Origin of the sequence: Affinirhizobium straminoryzae, from assembly GCF_007004135.1 — a bacterium.
Taxonomy (GTDB): Bacteria; Pseudomonadota; Alphaproteobacteria; order Rhizobiales; family Rhizobiaceae; genus Neorhizobium; species Neorhizobium straminoryzae.
Window position 1 is genome coordinate 59,168 of record NZ_VJMG01000003.1, and the last position, 14,201, is coordinate 73,368.

The following is a 14,201-nucleotide window of genomic DNA, read 5'->3' on the forward strand; positions in this document are numbered from 1 at the left end:
CGCGTCGGAGCGTTCCGGTCATGCCGCGCCCTCATGGAGCGGCAAGGGCAAGGACGGCCTTGCCGTCCTTGCCCAGGTCGTGTGCCGTCAGGCGGCGGCTTCGGATGCCTTCTCGCCCTCTGGCTTGGCTTCCTTCAGCTGGATCTGGCCGGCATTGGCCAGGCGGATCGCTTCCTGCGCCACCGCACGGCGGGCGATTGCCACTTCGCGCGGGTTGATGGCGACGTTGGTCGCACCCAGATCCGATTCGATCATGCGGCGCTGGCGGGGGCTGATGGCCGACAGCACGGATTCCTTGATGTCGGCCGGCGCGCCGCGCAGCGCCATGGTCAGGATGTCGGCGGCGATGTCGTTCAGGAGCATCACGCGGCTGCGCTGCGGCATGGCCAGCAGATCCTCGAACAGGAAGATCTTCGGGCGAACCTTGTTGACCGATTCCTTGCTGATGGTCTCGAGCGAGCTGAGCAGGGTATCGACCTGCGGCTTCTCCAGCTCGTTCATCAGTTCGGCGACCTTGTTCGAGCCGTTCGAATTGCGCTCGGCCTCGATCATCTGGATGAGCTCCATCACCCGGTTCTCGATGATCTGGGCGGCCTTCGGGCTGACATCCTTCATGTTGACCGTGCGGTTCATGATGTCGGCGCGGCGGCTGTCCGGCATCTGCAGCAGAAGCTTGGCACCGAAGGACGAAGGCAGCATGGAGAGGATGTAGGCGATGGTCTGCGGATGCTCGCGCTGCAGGAACTTGCCGACGAATTCCGGATCGGCATCCTGCAGGCGGTCCCAGATCGAGGTCTCGTAGGCCTGGAAGGCGGTGCGGCGGCCGAGCAGGCCATCCACTTCCTCCGGCGTCAGGCCCTCCTCGAGAATGCTCTCGATGGCCTTGGCATTGTCCATCAGGCCGGCGCCCTCGGTGAAGAGGTCCTCGAATTCGTTGACCAGCTGGAGGAGTTCGTCCGGCGGAATTTCACGCAGTGTCTGCGCCGATGCGATGATCGTCTGCAGCTCGCTCTGCGTGAAATACTTCAACAGCTTTCCAGCCACCCCCTTGCCCATCGCAAGAAGGACGGCAGCGGCCTTTTCAGCTTGGGATAACGGTTTCGTGGAGACGGCGCTTCCGAAATCGTCAAAGTCCATCATGGTCTTCCCTCACTGTCCCTCATGGGATCAGACTTTCTTTGTGCTCAAGACTTCCGTCAGCTTCACGCCGAAACGCGTATCGTCATTTTCCAGAACGGTGATCTCGCCCCTGGCGATCCGCCGTCCATTCACCGTGATTTCCACCGGCTCGCCGATCTTCTTGTCGAGCGCGATGATGGCGCCCTCCTCAAGACCCATGAGGCCGGAAACCTGCATGCGGCTGGTGCCAAGGACGATCTCGACCGTGATCGGGATGTCCATGATCAGATCGAGATTGGCCGTCAGCGCGCTGCCCGGCTCCTGCATGCTGGCTGCGCCGGTATCGCCACCGAAGCTTGCGCCGCCGAAACCGCCGCCGCCAAAATCCCCGCCGATATCGCCGCCGCCAAAGGCTGTGCCCCCGAGGTCCGGACCGCCGAAATCGGAGTCCAGGCTGGAGCCCATGCCAGCGCCCATGTCGAGCCCGCCGCCGAAATCGGAGGTGGGCATTGCCGTGTCGGTGCTGCCGAATTCGGAACCGAACTCCGCACCGAAATCGCCTGGTGCGCCATCCGAATCTGCCTTCAGCACCCCACGCAGGTCATCGATTGCCTGGTCGAGCTCCGACTCGTTGCCGAGCGGCGGGAAAGCATCCTCATCGGTCGCGGGTGTTTTCTTCGTAGCCATGAGACCATTATTCCTGTTGAAACTTGCGCCAGGCTGCCCATTTGTGCGCTGCGGAAGGGGCGGCCCCGATTATCCGATCAGGTGACGGATCAGCTCGTCCTCGGTGCTGACATTGTCCCTGACCCTCACCGTGTACCGCTCGCCGGAGCGGCCGAATTCACAGTTGTACATATCCTTGCCGTTGGCCCGGACCTGTACCTTCACATCGTCCTTGTCCTCGAAGGGGATGACATCGCCGACGGCGAGCCTGGAAATCGTCTGGAGTGCCAGTGTCTGCAGACGAATGCGGGCTTCCAGCGTCACCTGCGAGCGGTGCACCTGCTCCATCAGCTTGTCGTGCCATTCCTGCCTGTTCTTGGCGACCTGGCCCTTCGGTTTCGGCACGACGACCTTGGTCTTCAAGAGCGCGCGCTGGGGAATGATCAGCGCGATTTCCGAGGTGACCTTCCCGAGATCGATCGCAAGCCGGATCGTCGCGCCATATTCCAGCGGCGCCTCCGGATCGGGGGCCGGGCGGTCGCCGGCATTGTGGGGACGCTCCAGCAGCGGCTCGAAGCTGCCGGGCGCATTGACGCCGGAGCGCAGCACGTTGGCGATGCGCTCGAACACCATGGTTGCCAGGTCCAGCTCGATGTCTGAAAGCGGACGCTCCGGCGGTTGCTGCACCATGGATTCCTCGGCGCCCAGCATGCGTTCCATCAGCGCAATGACGAAGCCGCTGCCGCAGGCCAGCACGAAGTTCGGGCACCAGTTGCGCAGCTGGCCGTCGCTGAAGGACACCGTGTCGCCCAGTTCGGCGATCAGGTCGCGCATCAGGCCGGACTGGAAGCCGACATAGGAGACCTCGATGCCGATGCCCGTCTCGCTGTGGAACACATCCGGCAGGAAGACGGAATAGAGCTGGCCGAAGTCGCCGCAGATCTTCTCGACAGTCTTGCGGTCGCCCAGCCCGTTGGTCAGCTTGGCGAGAAGCGCGTGATCGATGCGCACAACGCTGTTCTGTTCGTCGCTCATGGATCAGGCCGCCTTGCTTTCGCCACCACCACCGGGGTTCATCATTTCCTGCTCCACGGCGTCGATCGAGGGACGCTCGTAGCCGGAAATCGTCTTGCGGCCATATTCCAGCGCCACCTGCGGCACGGAGCCGTTCATGTAGGCGATCAGGGTCTGCTTCACGACGATGTAGAGACGATGCTGCTTGTTGCGGACGATCTTGATCTGCGAGCAGAGCGGGCTGACCACGCAATAGGACAGGAAGATGCCGAGCATGGTGCCGACGAGCGCCGCGCCGATCAGGCCGCCAAGCACTTCCGGCGATTCGTTGATCTTGGCCATGGCCTTGATGACGCCGAGCACGGCGGCGACGATACCGATCGCCGGGAAGGCATCGCCCATCGTCGCCATGGCGTCATAGGCCTTCATCTTGTCGTGCAGGATGGTCTCAAGCTCCTCGTCCATCAGCGCCTCGATCTCGTGGCTGCGCGCATTGCCGATGATGATCAGGCGTACATAGTCGCAGATGAAGGAGGTCAGTTCCTTGTTCTTCAGCACCGTCGGGGCCGCGAGGAAGATCGTGGATTCATCCGGGTTGTCGATATGGGCCTCGATCTCGTTGCGAGACTTGGTGCGCAGGTCGCGCATCAGCGAGTAGAGCACGCCGAGAACATCGAGATAGTTACGTTCCTTGGGAACGGCATATTTGAAGGCTTCGCCGAGCGCCTTGCCGGCATCCTTCACAGTTTTCATGGGGTTGGCCATGACGAAGCCGCCAAGGCCTGCACCGCCGATAATCACGAGTTCGAAGGGCTGTATCAGCGCCTCGATGTGACCGCCCATCGCCATGAAGCCGCCGAGGATGCAGCCAAGTGTGATCACAAATCCGATAATGATGGTCATCGCGTGCCCGTGCCGTCGTTGTAACAGGTGTCGGAATAGAGGGCGTGGCTTGCGTGAGGCTGGGTTCGGGTGCCGTGCTGGGGCATCCCGAAGCAAACAGTTTCGCGCAAGTCTGCCTTCCTAAGGTCCGCTGCATCGGGGAGGCATCATCCCCTCTCTTCCTGGTGGAGGGGCGCCCGTCATGGGCCGTGCCTTCGCATCGACTGGTAAAGTGACACGGAGGCAGATGACATGCAGTCCGGATTGTATGTGGGCATTTCGTCGCAAATCGCACTCGAGCGGCGGCTGAACACGATCGCCGACAATATGGCCAACATGAATACGGTCGGCTTTCGCGCGACCGAAGTCAAGTTCGACGAGGTGTTGAGCAACACCCGCAACGACCTGAACGCCAAGGTGGCCTTCGTTTCGCAGGGCAACGACTATCTCTCCACGCGCAGCGGCGCGCTGGAGCGCACCGGCAATCCGCTGGATTTCGCCATCAAAGGCGATGCCTGGTTTTCCATCAGCACGCCGGCCGGCCGGGTTCTGACCCGTGACGGGCGCTTTACCATGAAGGAAACCGGCGAACTGGTCTCCGAGCGTGGCTATCCGGTGCTCGATGCCGGCGGCGCTCCGATCCAGCTCAACCGCGCCGGCGGGCCGCCGGAAGTGGGCGCCGATGGCCGCATCACCCAGGATGGCCGTCCGGTCGCCACGCTTGGCGTCTTCAACGCCGACATTTCCAAGGGCTTCCTGCGCTACGAGAATTCCGGGGTGATCCCGGTCGATCAACCGCAGCCGGTGGTCGATGCCTTCAATGTCGGCGTATCCCAGGGCTATCTGGAGCAGTCCAACGTCAATGGCATCGGTCAGATGACGCAGCTCATTCAGGTCAACCGTGCCTTCGAGGGCATCTCGGCCATGATGCGCGACACCGAACAGAGCTTCGGCGAGGCGATCAAGACGCTCGGCGGCTCGCGCTGAGCGCCTGAGGGGTAGGACATGGAAATCAACCCGGCTGAAACGGCCACCGTCGGCAAGCTGTCCCACATGGCCGACCTCGTGCGGCGCTTTGCCGATCCGGGTGTCGCCATTGCTCCCGGCGGACGTGTGCGCACCATCGCGGCTGGTCACTATACGGTGGCCGGCCTTTCCCGCCATGTGCGGCTTGGCGAGTTCGTGGCCCATCGCAGTGCGACCGGCATTCATCTCGGGGAGGTGGTCCGCGTCGAGCCCGATCTCGTCTATGTCTGTCCGATCGAGCCGGGTGAACCGATCGGCATCGGCGACGTGGTCATCCGCAAGGGCGCCTTCCGGGTGGCACCCGACGACAGCTGGTGCGGCCGCACGATCAGTGCGCTCGGCGAGCCGATCGACGGCAAGGGGCCGCTGCGCAACGGGCTGAAGAAGCGCTCCATCTCCAACACCGCGCCGCCGTCCATGACCAGACGGCGCGTCGAGACCGGCTTTCGCACCGGCGTGCGCGCCATCGATATCTTCGCGCCGCTGTGTCTTGGCCAGCGTCTCGGCATCTTCGCCGGTTCCGGCGTCGGCAAGTCGACGCTTCTGTCGATGCTGGCGCGGGCCGACGCCTTCGACAAGGTGGTGATCTCGCTTGTCGGCGAACGTGGTCGCGAAGTGCGTGAATTCATTGAGGATACGCTTGGCGACAACATGGCGAAATCCATCGCGATCGTTGCCACAAGCGACGAAAGCCCGATGCTGCGCAAGATGGCGCCGCTCGTCGGCATCACCATTGCCGAGCATTTCCGCGACAAGGGAGAGAATGTTCTCTTCATCGCCGATAGCGTGACCCGCTTTGCCCATGCGATCCGCGAGGTGGCGGTGGCTTCCGGCGAGCCACCGATCGCCCGCGGCTACCCCGCTTCTGTCTTTACCGAGCTGCCGCGGCTTCTGGAGCGTTGCGGTCCTGGCGCCGAGGGCACCGGCACGATCACCGCGATCATCTCGATCCTCGTCGACGGCGACAATCACAACGACCCGATCGCCGATTCCGCCCGTGGCATTCTCGATGGTCATATCGTGCTTGAACGCAGCCTGGCGGAGGAGGGGCGCTATCCGCCGATCAATCCGCTGTCCTCCATCTCGCGTCTCGCCCGCAAGGCCTGGACCGGGGACCAGGAAAAGCTGGTATCGCGGTTGAAGGCGCTGATCCACCGCTACGAGGAAACGCGAGATCTGCGCCTGATCGGGGGCTACCGCGCTGGCAGCGATCCCGATCTCGACATGGCCATCAAGCAGGTGCCGGTCATCTACGACGTGCTGAAGCAGACCCCCGGCGAACCGCCTGCGGCCGATTCCTATGCCGATCTTGCTGCGGCCCTCAGGGCCGGTCAGGCGCAGCCGGCCGCCAACATGCGACGAGGATAAACCATGCACGATCTCGACGACGACGACGTTCCGTCGCATCCTCGCGCTGGCGGCGGATCTGCCCCGGGATCGTCCGGGCGGGGGGACCGGCTGCTTGCGGGCGCCGGCATCCTGCTGGCGGTCGCCTCGGCTGCCTTTCCCTGGTACGTCTTCTTCAATCAGGACAAGTTCGGCATCCGCGTCTCGCCGATCGGCTGGACGCGCGACCTGCCGGAAGGGCCGCCGCGTCCGGTCTTCAGCGTTTCGCCGCTCGCCATGGTCGACAATGACAGCACCACAACGCCGCCTGACACACCACTCGATCCGATCGATACGCTGACGACGGCCACCACGGCCGCACCCGGACGTCCCGGTGACAAACAGGACGAGGAAGGCAGGGACCAGCCCTTCCCGGGCGGCAACAGCTTCAAGCTGATGCATGTCGCAAACGGTCGCGCCCTCATCCAGGACAAGGGCGGCCTGTACATCGTCCGCGTCGGCTCCGTGCTGCCCGACGACAGCCGGCTTGCCAGCATTGAAAAACGTGACGGCCGCTGGGTGATCATCACCTCCAAGGGGACGCTTTACGACGAAACGACGGGCGCGGCCCGCTGAGGCCGCCTTCGCAAGTCTGACGCAAGATTACGCGCCTAGGCTCTGACCAGAAAATGGAGAGAAGCCTATGCAACCCATCCAATTGTTCGATCTGGCCTCGCGCCAAGCCGAATGGCTGTCGGTGCGCCAGGAGGTCGTTGCCGGCAATATCGCCAATGCCAGTACGCCGCACTACAAGGCAAAGGACGTCACGCCCTTCGCCGCCGTGCTCAATTCCTCCGGCCTCACCATGGCCCGCACGCAGCCCGGCCACCTCTCCGGCACCTCGGTCAGCAGCCGCATCGATGTGAACGTGGAAGAGGAACAGCTGAACAATGAAATCGGCGAGCAGGAATCGGGCAACACGGTCTCCCTTGCCCAGGAGCTTTCCAAGACCGGCGAGATCAAGCGCCAGTACGACCTGAGCACCAATCTCGTGAAGTCCTTCCATCGCATGATGCTGATGACAGTGAAGAGGTAGAACCATCATGGATCCGCTTTCAGCCGCTTCCAAAATTGCAAGTTCCGGCCTGGAGGCGCAGGCCACCCGCCTGCGCATCGTCTCGGAAAACATTGCCAATGCCCGTTCCACCGGCGACACGCCGGGCGCCGATCCCTACCGTCGCAAGACGATCACCTTCGGCGCCGAGCTCGACAAGGCGTCGGGCGCGGAAGTTGTCGGCGTCAAGAAGCTCGGCACCGACCAGTCGAAGTTCATCGAGGAATATGATCCGGGCAACCCGGCAGCGGACGAGCGCGGCATGGTCAAGATGCCGAACGTCAACATGCTCATCGAGATGGCCGACATGCGGGAAGCAAACCGCACCTACGACGCCAATCTCCAGACCATCAAGCAGACGCGCGAACTCGTTTCCGCGACGATCGACCTTCTGAAGGCCTCCCAATGATCGACAGTGTTCAGTCCGCCAGCGCGCTTTCGCTGACCCGCAACCTCGGCGCCACTGCCAGCGAAAGCAGCCTCGGTGCCGGCCTGACCGGCCAGGCTTCGGAAGCCGCAAGGCAGGCGCTCAGCTTCGCCAGCGTGATGGGCGACATGGCAAGCGGGGCCGTCACCGACCTGAAGCAGGCCGAAGTGAAGTCCTTCGAGGGCATCCAGGGCAAGGCCAATACCCGCGAGGTCGTGGATGCGGTCATGCAGGCGGAGCAGTCGCTCCAGACGGCGATCGCGTTCCGCGACAAGATCGTCAACGCCTATCTCGAAATCACGAAAATCCAGATCTAACGGCTTGAGGACGAAGACATGAGAGCGCTTTCCGTCGCCGCGACGGGCATGGATGCCCAGCAGACCAATCTCGAGGTCATTGCGAACAACATCGCCAATATCAACACCACCGGCTACAAGCGCGCCCGCGCCGAATTCTCGGATCTGCTCTACCAGACCGAGCGTGCCCAGGGCGTTCCGAACCGCGCCAACCAGGCGATCGTGCCGGAAGGCGCCAATATCGGCCTCGGCGTCCAGACCTCTGCCGTGCGCAACATCCATACCCAGGGTCAGCTGACCCAGACCCAGAACGACCTCGACATGGCCGTCGTCGGTCGCGGCTGGTTCCAGGTCCAGTCGCCGGATGGTACGACGCTCTACAGCCGCGCCGGTTCCTTCAACACCAATGCCAATGGCGAGCTGGTGACGATCGACGGCTATGCCGTCGTGCCAAACATCACCTTCCCCGCCAACGTCACCGAAACGGTGATCAGCCGCAGCGGCCAGGTCAGCGTGCGCATCGGCAATGCCTCGACCTTCACGCAGGTGGGCCAGCTGACCATCGCCAACTTTGCCAACGAAGCCGGCTTGAAGCCGCTCGGTGACAACCTGTTCCAGGAAACGGCCGCTTCGGGCACCGCCACGGTGGCGGCGCCTGATGATCCGGGCTTCGGTTACCTGAAACAAGGCTATCTGGAAGCCTCCAACGTCGACGCCGTCAAGGAAATCACCGACCTCATCTCCGCCCAGCGCGCCTACGAGATGAATTCGAAGGTGATCACCACCGCAGACGAAATGGCATCGATCGTCAGCAAGAACCTCAAGTAAGGAAAAAGGGGTAGAGACATGATGTTTCGCCGGACATGCCGCAGAATGCCGCCGATCAGCGCGGCCTCGGTGCTGCTGGCCGCCCTGCTGGTGGCCGGCGGCGCGGCAGCCGATAAGGGCGTTGCCGTCGTGCCGACGCAGATCATCTATCCCGGTCAGGAAATCCCGGCCTCCGCCCTCAAGGAGGTCGAGGTCACCAATCCGAACCTCGCGGAAGGCTATGCCACCCGCATCGACGAGGTGGCCGGCATGATCAGCCAGCGCACGCTGCTGCCCGGCCGCACCATCCTGGTCGGCACCCTGCGCGCGCCCTTTGCGGTGAAGCGCGGCGCCACCGTGCGCCTGACCTTCGCGGTTGGCAATCTCACCATTTCCGCGTCCGGCACGCCGCTTGAAAACGCTGCGGTGGGAGACGTCATCCGCGTGCGCAACCTCGATTCCGGCGTCACCGTGTCCGGCACCGTGATGGGCGACGGCTCCGTTCAGGTGATGGCAAAATGATCAAGAAACTCCTGTTCGCCACCGGTCTTCTTCTTGCCAGCCTGTCCGCTACCGGATCGGTCATGGCGGAATCGCGCATCAAGGACATCGCCTCGCTGCAGGCGGGCCGCGACAACCAGCTGATCGGCTATGGCCTGATCGTCGGCCTGCAGGGGACCGGCGACGGCTTGCGCTCCTCGCCGTTCACCGAGCAGTCCATGCGCGCCATGCTGCAGAATCTCGGCATCTCCACGCAGGGCGGCCAGTCTGGCTCCAAGAACACGGCAGCCGTCATGGTCACGGCCAATCTGCCGCCCTTTGCCAGCCCCGGCAGCCGCCTGGATGTGACGGTCAGCTCGCTCGGCGATTCGACGTCGCTGCGCGGCGGCACGCTGATCATGACTTCGCTCACCGGTGCAGACGGGCAGATCTATGCCGTGGCCCAGGGCTCCGTCGTCGTCTCCGGCTTTTCGGCACAGGGACAGGCGGCCTCCGTTACTGAAGGCGTCACCACCACCGGCCGCGTGCCGAACGGTGCCATCATCGAGCGCGAGCTGCCGTCCAAGTTCAAGGATTCGGTCAATCTGGTGCTGCAGCTGCGCAATCCGGATTTTTCCACTGCGGTGCGTATCGCAGATACCGTCAACAATTTTGCAAGCCAGCGTTACGGCGGCCCGATCGCGGAATCGCGCGATTCGCAGGAAGTGATCGTTCAGAAGCCGAAGATGGCCGATCTCGCCCGCCTGATGGCCGAGATCGAAAACCTCGTGGTCGAAACCGATACGCCGGCCAAGGTGGTGGTCAACGAGCGCACGGGCACCATCGTCATCGGCGCGGACGTCAAGGTGTCGCGCGTGGCGGTCAGCTACGGAACGCTGACGGTGCAGGTGACCGAGACGCCCCAGATCGTGCAGCCGCAGCCCTTCTCCAATGGCGTGACCGCCGTGCAGCCGCAGACCGACATCAGCGTGATGAAGGCCGGCAGCAATGTCGCGATCCTCAATGGACCGGACCTGCGCAGCCTGGTGGCGGGCCTCAACAGCATCGGCGTGAAGCCGGACGGCATCATCGCCATCCTCCAGGGCATCAAGTCTGCCGGCGCCCTCCAGGCGGAGCTGGTGATCCAATGACGGGAACCGAGATGAAGGGCGATCGCGCCATGAACCCCATCATGCCGTGCCGGGCAAATGCAGTGCGCCCCGGCCTCTCGCTGAAGCTTCTGGCGGCAGCAACGGTGCTGCTTCTGGTGCCGCAGGTGAATGCCCAGCAGCAGGACCCGCGCCTGCCGACAACCACCTCGGAAGACATCCAGAAGTTCTGCACCAACATTGCCGATCCCGCCCGCGACCAGCGATACCTGCTGCAGAAGCAGGAGCTTGAGAAGCTGCAGGGCGAGGTGGATTCCCGCATCAAGGTGCTCGAAACCCGCAAGGCGGAATACGAGGAATGGCTGAAGCGCCGCAATGATTTCCTTGACCGCGCCCAGGCCGGCCTCGTCGATGTCTACAAGACGATGAAGGCCGATGCCGCCGCGCCGCAGCTGCAGGAAATGCTGCCCGAGCTTGCCGCAGCCATCATCATGAAACTGCCGGCGCGCCAGTCGGGCCTGATCCTTGCCGAAATGGACCCGAAGAAGGCCGGGATCATCTCGATGATCATTTCCAGCGCCGCTGACCCCAAGACCTCGAAGGACCGTTCATGACGAAGCGCGCACCCGCCCTGCTGGCCGTTCTGCTGCTTGCCGGCTGCCAGAGCCAGACCCTCAAGGAAATCGGCAATGCGCCGGCCATGAGCCCGATCGGCAGTGGCCTGCAATATGCGCAGACGCCGCAGATGGGGCTCTATCCCAAGCAGCCGCGCCAGATGGCGAGCGGCTATTCGCTGTGGAGCGACAGTCAGGCGGCGCTGTTCAAGGATTCCCGTGCGTTGAACGTCGGCGACATCCTGACCGTCGACATCCAGATCAACGACAAGGCGGATTTCGACAACGAGACCGACCGCAGCCGGACCAATTCGACCAATTTGAAATGGGATGCGACGGCGAGCTTTCTCGGCATGAAGCCGAAGACCAACGGCGACATGGGCACCGATTCCGATACGTCCACCAAGGGCAAGGGCTCGACCAAGCGCTCCGAAAAACTGAACCTGCTGGTAGCCGCCGTGGTGACCGGTGTTCTGGAGAATGGCAACCTGCTGATCAGCGGCTCGCAGGAAGTGCGCGTCAACCACGAGATCCGCATCCTGAACGTGGCCGGTATCGTGCGCCCGCAGGATGTCAACGCCAAGAACACCATCTCCTATGACAAGATTGCCGAAGCCCGCATTTCCTATGGTGGCCGCGGTCGCCTGATGGAAGTGCAGCAACCGCCGGTCGGCCAGCAGGTCGTCGATCTGTTCTCGCCCTTCTGACGCGCGTCGCAGGCGAGGAAAGGACAGGAATCATGGAAGAGGAAGCCGAAGGCCAGGGCGAGAAGAAGAAAAGCGCCCTCGTGCCGACGATCGCCGGGGTTGCCATCGCCACGCTGGTGGCTGCCGGCGGCGGCTGGGTGGTGGGCGGCATGATCGCCCCGAAGAACCCGGAAGCGGAAAAGGCGGCTGCCGAGGCGAAGGCCAAGGCCGCAGCTCCGGCGCCTGCCGCCGATGCCCATGGCGGAAAGAAGGAAGAAGGGCTGCCGCACATCGCGACGGCGGCGGCCGGCGTGGTGCAACTGGAGCCGATCACCACCAACCTTGCATACCCGTCGGAGAACTGGGTGCGACTGGAAGTGGCGCTGGCCTTCAAGGGGCCGCCGGAACTGGCGCTGGCCGAAGAGATTCACCAGGATATCCTGGCCTACATGCGCACCGTCTCCCTCCAGCAGATCGAGGGGGCGCGCGGCTTCCAATATCTTCGGGACGACATCCAGGAACGAGTTGACCTGCGTTCGCAAGGCAAAGTATCCAAGGTGATGTTCAGGACCTTCGTGATCGAATGATTCGACTCCTCTCGCTGCTGATCGCGCTTCTGGCGATACCGGGTGTCGCGCTTGCCCAGCAATCGCCGACCTCGCTTCTCAATTTGCCCATCGATGGCTCGGCGGCGGCCTGGATCATCCGCACCTTCGGCCTGCTGACGGTCCTGTCGATCGCGCCGGGCATTCTGGTGATGGTCACCAGTTTTCCGCGCTTCATCATCGCCTTTTCCATCCTGCGCACCGGCATGGGGCTTTCAACCGCGCCGTCGAACCTGGTGCTGATCTCGATGGCGCTGTTCATGACCTTCTACGTCATGTCGCCCACCTTCGACCGGGCCTGGAATGACGGCGTGCAGCCGCTGCTGCGCAACGAGATCAACGAGGCCGATGCCGTCCAGCGCATCGCCGAGCCCTTCCGCACCTTCATGAGCGCCAATACGCGCGACAAGGATCTCTCGCTCTTCGTCGATCTCGCGCGCGAACGCGGCCAGTCTGTCGGCACGCCGGAAGCGATCGACTATCGCGTGCTGATCCCGGCCTTCATGCTGTCGGAAATCCGTCGCGGCTTCGAGATCGGCTTCCTGATCGTGCTGCCCTTCCTCGTCATCGACATGATCGTCGCCGCCATCACCATGGCCATGGGCATGATGATGCTGCCGCCGACCTCGATCTCGCTGCCCTTCAAGATCCTGTTCTTCGTGCTGATCGACGGCTGGAACCTGCTGGTCGGCAGTCTGGTACGCTCGTTCAACTGATTGATCCCCGCACAAAGGCCCGCGGCTGCGGGACGGCGCGGGCGTTCTTGCTGTGCGCGGAATTTAGAGCGATCCGTCGGCCAGCCGTGCCAGCGCCTGGTGCTGCGTTTCCATCATGCCCTGCAGCAGCCGCGTGGTTTCCACGTAGATGTCGATCAGGGTCTTCTGGTTTTCCGCGATCTCGGCGAGATCGGTGACGGCCTTCTGCATGGCCGCTGTCATCTCTGCCGCACGGGCATTGTCGTGGGGTGTCATCACAATCTCCGATCAGGCTGCAGCCCGGGGGGCCGGCAGCAGGCCGGCCGCATCATGCCGCAGGTAGAGCGATAGAACGGCCGTCTGCTTGTCCTGCAGATAGGCCGCCAGGTAATCGTCGTCGCCGTAGACGGCAAGATTCTGCTCGACGCGCGTCAGAAACTCCGCATGCAGCCCCGGCTGAAGGTTGAGCGAGATCCAGTTGAGGATGTCGAGCTTGAAGGCCAGAAACCAGACATAGTGGCGCGCCCTGAGGTCGGGGCGGGCGGCAAACAGCGCTTCCACCTCGTCCAGCGCCTGGAAGATGTCGAAGCGCTGGCGGGTGAAATTGTGGGAGAGCTGGGCGCTGCCGGAGGCTTCCACATGATTGATCAGGTGTTGGTTGAGCAGGCCTATGCGTCGGGCATGAAGATAGATGTGCCAGTGCGCATAGACATCGTTATGCACCCGCGTGCCGGAAAAGCAGAGGCCGTTCGACCGGTACAGCCCGGCATCGATGATCTTGTTCCAGGGGTAGTTTACCGTCGTCAGGATGCGCCCCCCCTCATCAAGGCTCATGGTGCGGAAGGGGGCGCTGCCGCACAGCATGGACCAGATGTTGGTATCAATCGGCTGCATGGGCCTGACCGGCGAATGTGCATTGTCCACCAGTCCGTAGCGGAAGGCGAGGACATCCACGCCGGATTGTGCGATCGCCTGTGTTGCCGTGTCGATTGCCCCCGGCAGCAGCAGGTCGTCGGCATCGAGGAAGTAGAGATAGTGTCCGATGGCAGCATGCAGCCCGGTGGTGCGCGCAACCCCCGCACCGCCGTTTGCCGGCTGGCGAATAAGGCGCACGCGCGGCGTGCGCGCGGCCCAGGCCGCTGCCACATCCGCGGTGGCATCCGCCGAGCAATCATCGACGACGATTGCTTCCAGGACACTCGCATTCGAAAGCACCGCATTCAGGGTCCGGTCGAGCTTCTGGGCAGCATTATAGGCGGGGATGATCACACTGGTTGCCGACATTCAGCCTCCGATGGCGCTTGGCTTTTCGTTTCCAGTCGTAGCCACCGGAAC

The 14,201-nt window shown here is 63.2% G+C and carries 19 protein-coding genes; 13 read left to right on the forward strand and 6 right to left on the reverse strand.

Annotated features, from left to right (window positions below; all coding sequences use genetic code 11):
- Positions 1-87 precede the first annotated feature (87 nt).
- From fliG to motA, 4 genes are all read right to left on the reverse strand, one after another.
- On the reverse strand, positions 88-1,140 hold the full coding sequence (gene fliG / locus FNA46_RS00800) for a flagellar motor switch protein FliG (protein ID WP_142880431.1): 1,053 nt from the start codon (positions 1,138-1,140) through the stop codon (positions 88-90).
- Between the two features lie 27 nt (positions 1,141-1,167).
- Positions 1,168-1,806: a flagellar motor switch protein FliN gene (fliN, locus tag FNA46_RS00805; protein WP_142880432.1), complete on the reverse strand. Its 639-nt coding sequence runs from the start codon at positions 1,804-1,806 to the stop codon at positions 1,168-1,170.
- 69 nt (positions 1,807-1,875) lie between these two features.
- Entirely contained in the window at positions 1,876-2,820 is a 945-nt protein-coding gene (locus FNA46_RS00810) for a FliM/FliN family flagellar motor switch protein (protein ID WP_142880433.1), read from the reverse strand.
- 3 nt (positions 2,821-2,823) lie between these two features.
- A complete protein-coding gene (gene motA, locus FNA46_RS00815) occupies positions 2,824-3,702 on the reverse strand; it encodes a flagellar motor stator protein MotA (protein ID WP_142880434.1) in 879 nt (292 codons plus the stop codon).
- 231 nt (positions 3,703-3,933) lie between these two features.
- On the opposite strand from motA, the gene flgF reads away from it, so the two are divergent.
- The 13 genes from flgF to fliP all read left to right on the forward strand — a co-directional run bounded on the left by flgF (position 3,934) and on the right by fliP (position 12,887).
- Complete coding sequence (gene flgF, locus FNA46_RS00820; protein ID WP_142880435.1) at positions 3,934-4,668, forward strand: flagellar basal-body rod protein FlgF; 735 nt, start codon at positions 3,934-3,936, stop codon at positions 4,666-4,668.
- A gap of 66 nt (positions 4,669-4,734) precedes the next feature.
- Complete coding sequence (gene fliI, locus FNA46_RS00825; RefSeq protein WP_425468649.1) at positions 4,735-6,075, forward strand: flagellar protein export ATPase FliI; 1,341 nt, start codon at positions 4,735-4,737, stop codon at positions 6,073-6,075.
- Positions 6,076-6,078: 3 nt separating this feature from the next.
- Complete coding sequence (locus tag FNA46_RS00830) at positions 6,079-6,669, forward strand: flagellar protein (protein ID WP_142880437.1); 591 nt, start codon at positions 6,079-6,081, stop codon at positions 6,667-6,669.
- 67 nt (positions 6,670-6,736) lie between these two features.
- Positions 6,737-7,129 (forward strand): flagellar basal body rod protein FlgB, encoded by a 393-nt coding sequence (gene flgB / locus FNA46_RS00835; RefSeq protein ID WP_142880438.1) that lies wholly within the window; start codon positions 6,737-6,739, stop codon positions 7,127-7,129.
- Positions 7,130-7,136: 7 nt separating this feature from the next.
- Positions 7,137-7,556 carry a flagellar basal body rod protein FlgC gene (gene flgC, locus FNA46_RS00840; protein ID WP_142880439.1) on the forward strand — a complete coding sequence of 140 codons (420 nt, stop codon included), beginning with the start codon at positions 7,137-7,139 and terminating at the stop codon, positions 7,554-7,556.
- Entirely contained in the window at positions 7,553-7,891 is a 339-nt protein-coding gene (gene fliE / locus FNA46_RS00845) for a flagellar hook-basal body complex protein FliE (protein ID WP_142880440.1), read from the forward strand. Before flgC ends, fliE begins: the two co-directional genes overlap by 4 nt.
- 18 nt (positions 7,892-7,909) lie before the next feature.
- A complete protein-coding gene (flgG, locus tag FNA46_RS00850) occupies positions 7,910-8,698 on the forward strand; it encodes a flagellar basal-body rod protein FlgG (RefSeq protein WP_142880441.1) in 789 nt (262 codons plus the stop codon).
- 18 nt (positions 8,699-8,716) lie between these two features.
- Positions 8,717-9,199, forward strand: a complete 483-nt coding sequence (gene flgA, locus FNA46_RS00855) for a flagellar basal body P-ring formation chaperone FlgA (protein ID WP_142880442.1) — start codon at positions 8,717-8,719, stop codon at positions 9,197-9,199.
- Between the two features lie 62 nt (positions 9,200-9,261).
- The gene (locus FNA46_RS00860; protein WP_244617882.1) at positions 9,262-10,308 is read left to right on the forward strand and encodes a flagellar basal body P-ring protein FlgI; all 1,047 of its coding nucleotides are present in this window, start codon (positions 9,262-9,264) and stop codon (positions 10,306-10,308) included.
- 41 nt (positions 10,309-10,349) lie between these two features.
- Positions 10,350-10,880: a MotE family protein gene (locus FNA46_RS00865; RefSeq protein ID WP_142880498.1), complete on the forward strand. Its 531-nt coding sequence runs from the start codon at positions 10,350-10,352 to the stop codon at positions 10,878-10,880.
- Entirely contained in the window at positions 10,877-11,587 is a 711-nt protein-coding gene (flgH, locus tag FNA46_RS00870) for a flagellar basal body L-ring protein FlgH (protein ID WP_142880444.1), read from the forward strand. Before FNA46_RS00865 ends, flgH begins: the two co-directional genes overlap by 4 nt.
- A gap of 32 nt (positions 11,588-11,619) precedes the next feature.
- Positions 11,620-12,153, forward strand: a complete 534-nt coding sequence (locus FNA46_RS00875) for a flagellar basal body-associated FliL family protein (RefSeq protein ID WP_142880445.1) — start codon at positions 11,620-11,622, stop codon at positions 12,151-12,153.
- Positions 12,150-12,887 (forward strand): flagellar type III secretion system pore protein FliP, encoded by a 738-nt coding sequence (gene fliP / locus FNA46_RS00880; RefSeq protein WP_142880446.1) that lies wholly within the window; start codon positions 12,150-12,152, stop codon positions 12,885-12,887. The genes FNA46_RS00875 and fliP overlap by 4 nt, the downstream gene beginning before the upstream one ends.
- A 63-nt stretch (positions 12,888-12,950) precedes the next feature.
- On the opposite strand, the gene FNA46_RS00885 is transcribed toward fliP, so the two are convergent.
- The gene (locus FNA46_RS00885; RefSeq protein ID WP_142880447.1) at positions 12,951-13,142 is read right to left on the reverse strand and encodes a hypothetical protein; all 192 of its coding nucleotides are present in this window, start codon (positions 13,140-13,142) and stop codon (positions 12,951-12,953) included.
- A gap of 12 nt (positions 13,143-13,154) precedes the next feature.
- Complete coding sequence (locus tag FNA46_RS00890; protein WP_142880448.1) at positions 13,155-14,150, reverse strand: glycosyltransferase family 2 protein; 996 nt, start codon at positions 14,148-14,150, stop codon at positions 13,155-13,157.
- Positions 14,151-14,201 lie beyond the last annotated feature (51 nt).

What these genes read in the sequence shown, in the direction of transcription:
- flgA (WP_142880442.1), top strand. Translation starts at nt 8,717, where the DNA reads ATGATGTTTCGCCGGACATGCCGCAGAATGCCGCCGATCAGCGCGGCC.
- flgC (WP_142880439.1), top strand. Translation starts at nt 7,137, where the DNA reads ATGGATCCGCTTTCAGCCGCTTCCAAAATTGCAAGTTCCGGCCTGGAG.
- flgH (WP_142880444.1), top strand. Translation starts at nt 10,877, where the DNA reads ATGACGAAGCGCGCACCCGCCCTGCTGGCCGTTCTGCTGCTTGCCGGC.
- fliN (WP_142880432.1), bottom strand. Translation starts at nt 1,806, where the DNA reads ATGGCTACGAAGAAAACACCCGCGACCGATGAGGATGCTTTCCCGCCG.
- fliE (WP_142880440.1), top strand. Translation starts at nt 7,553, where the DNA reads ATGATCGACAGTGTTCAGTCCGCCAGCGCGCTTTCGCTGACCCGCAAC.
- FNA46_RS00890 (WP_142880448.1), bottom strand. Translation starts at nt 14,150, where the DNA reads ATGTCGGCAACCAGTGTGATCATCCCCGCCTATAATGCTGCCCAGAAG.
- FNA46_RS00830 (WP_142880437.1), top strand. Translation starts at nt 6,079, where the DNA reads ATGCACGATCTCGACGACGACGACGTTCCGTCGCATCCTCGCGCTGGC.
- FNA46_RS00860 (WP_244617882.1), top strand. Translation starts at nt 9,262, where the DNA reads ATGGCGGAATCGCGCATCAAGGACATCGCCTCGCTGCAGGCGGGCCGC.
- motA (WP_142880434.1), bottom strand. Translation starts at nt 3,702, where the DNA reads ATGACCATCATTATCGGATTTGTGATCACACTTGGCTGCATCCTCGGC.
- FNA46_RS00885 (WP_142880447.1), bottom strand. Translation starts at nt 13,142, where the DNA reads ATGACACCCCACGACAATGCCCGTGCGGCAGAGATGACAGCGGCCATG.
- FNA46_RS00875 (WP_142880445.1), top strand. Translation starts at nt 11,620, where the DNA reads ATGGAAGAGGAAGCCGAAGGCCAGGGCGAGAAGAAGAAAAGCGCCCTC.
- fliP (WP_142880446.1), top strand. Translation starts at nt 12,150, where the DNA reads ATGATTCGACTCCTCTCGCTGCTGATCGCGCTTCTGGCGATACCGGGT.
- fliG (WP_142880431.1), bottom strand. Translation starts at nt 1,140, where the DNA reads ATGATGGACTTTGACGATTTCGGAAGCGCCGTCTCCACGAAACCGTTA.
- flgF (WP_142880435.1), top strand. Translation starts at nt 3,934, where the DNA reads ATGCAGTCCGGATTGTATGTGGGCATTTCGTCGCAAATCGCACTCGAG.
- FNA46_RS00810 (WP_142880433.1), bottom strand. Translation starts at nt 2,820, where the DNA reads ATGAGCGACGAACAGAACAGCGTTGTGCGCATCGATCACGCGCTTCTC.
- fliI (WP_425468649.1), top strand. Translation starts at nt 4,735, where the DNA reads ATGGCCGACCTCGTGCGGCGCTTTGCCGATCCGGGTGTCGCCATTGCT.
- flgG (WP_142880441.1), top strand. Translation starts at nt 7,910, where the DNA reads ATGAGAGCGCTTTCCGTCGCCGCGACGGGCATGGATGCCCAGCAGACC.
- FNA46_RS00865 (WP_142880498.1), top strand. Translation starts at nt 10,350, where the DNA reads ATGCCGTGCCGGGCAAATGCAGTGCGCCCCGGCCTCTCGCTGAAGCTT.
- flgB (WP_142880438.1), top strand. Translation starts at nt 6,737, where the DNA reads ATGCAACCCATCCAATTGTTCGATCTGGCCTCGCGCCAAGCCGAATGG.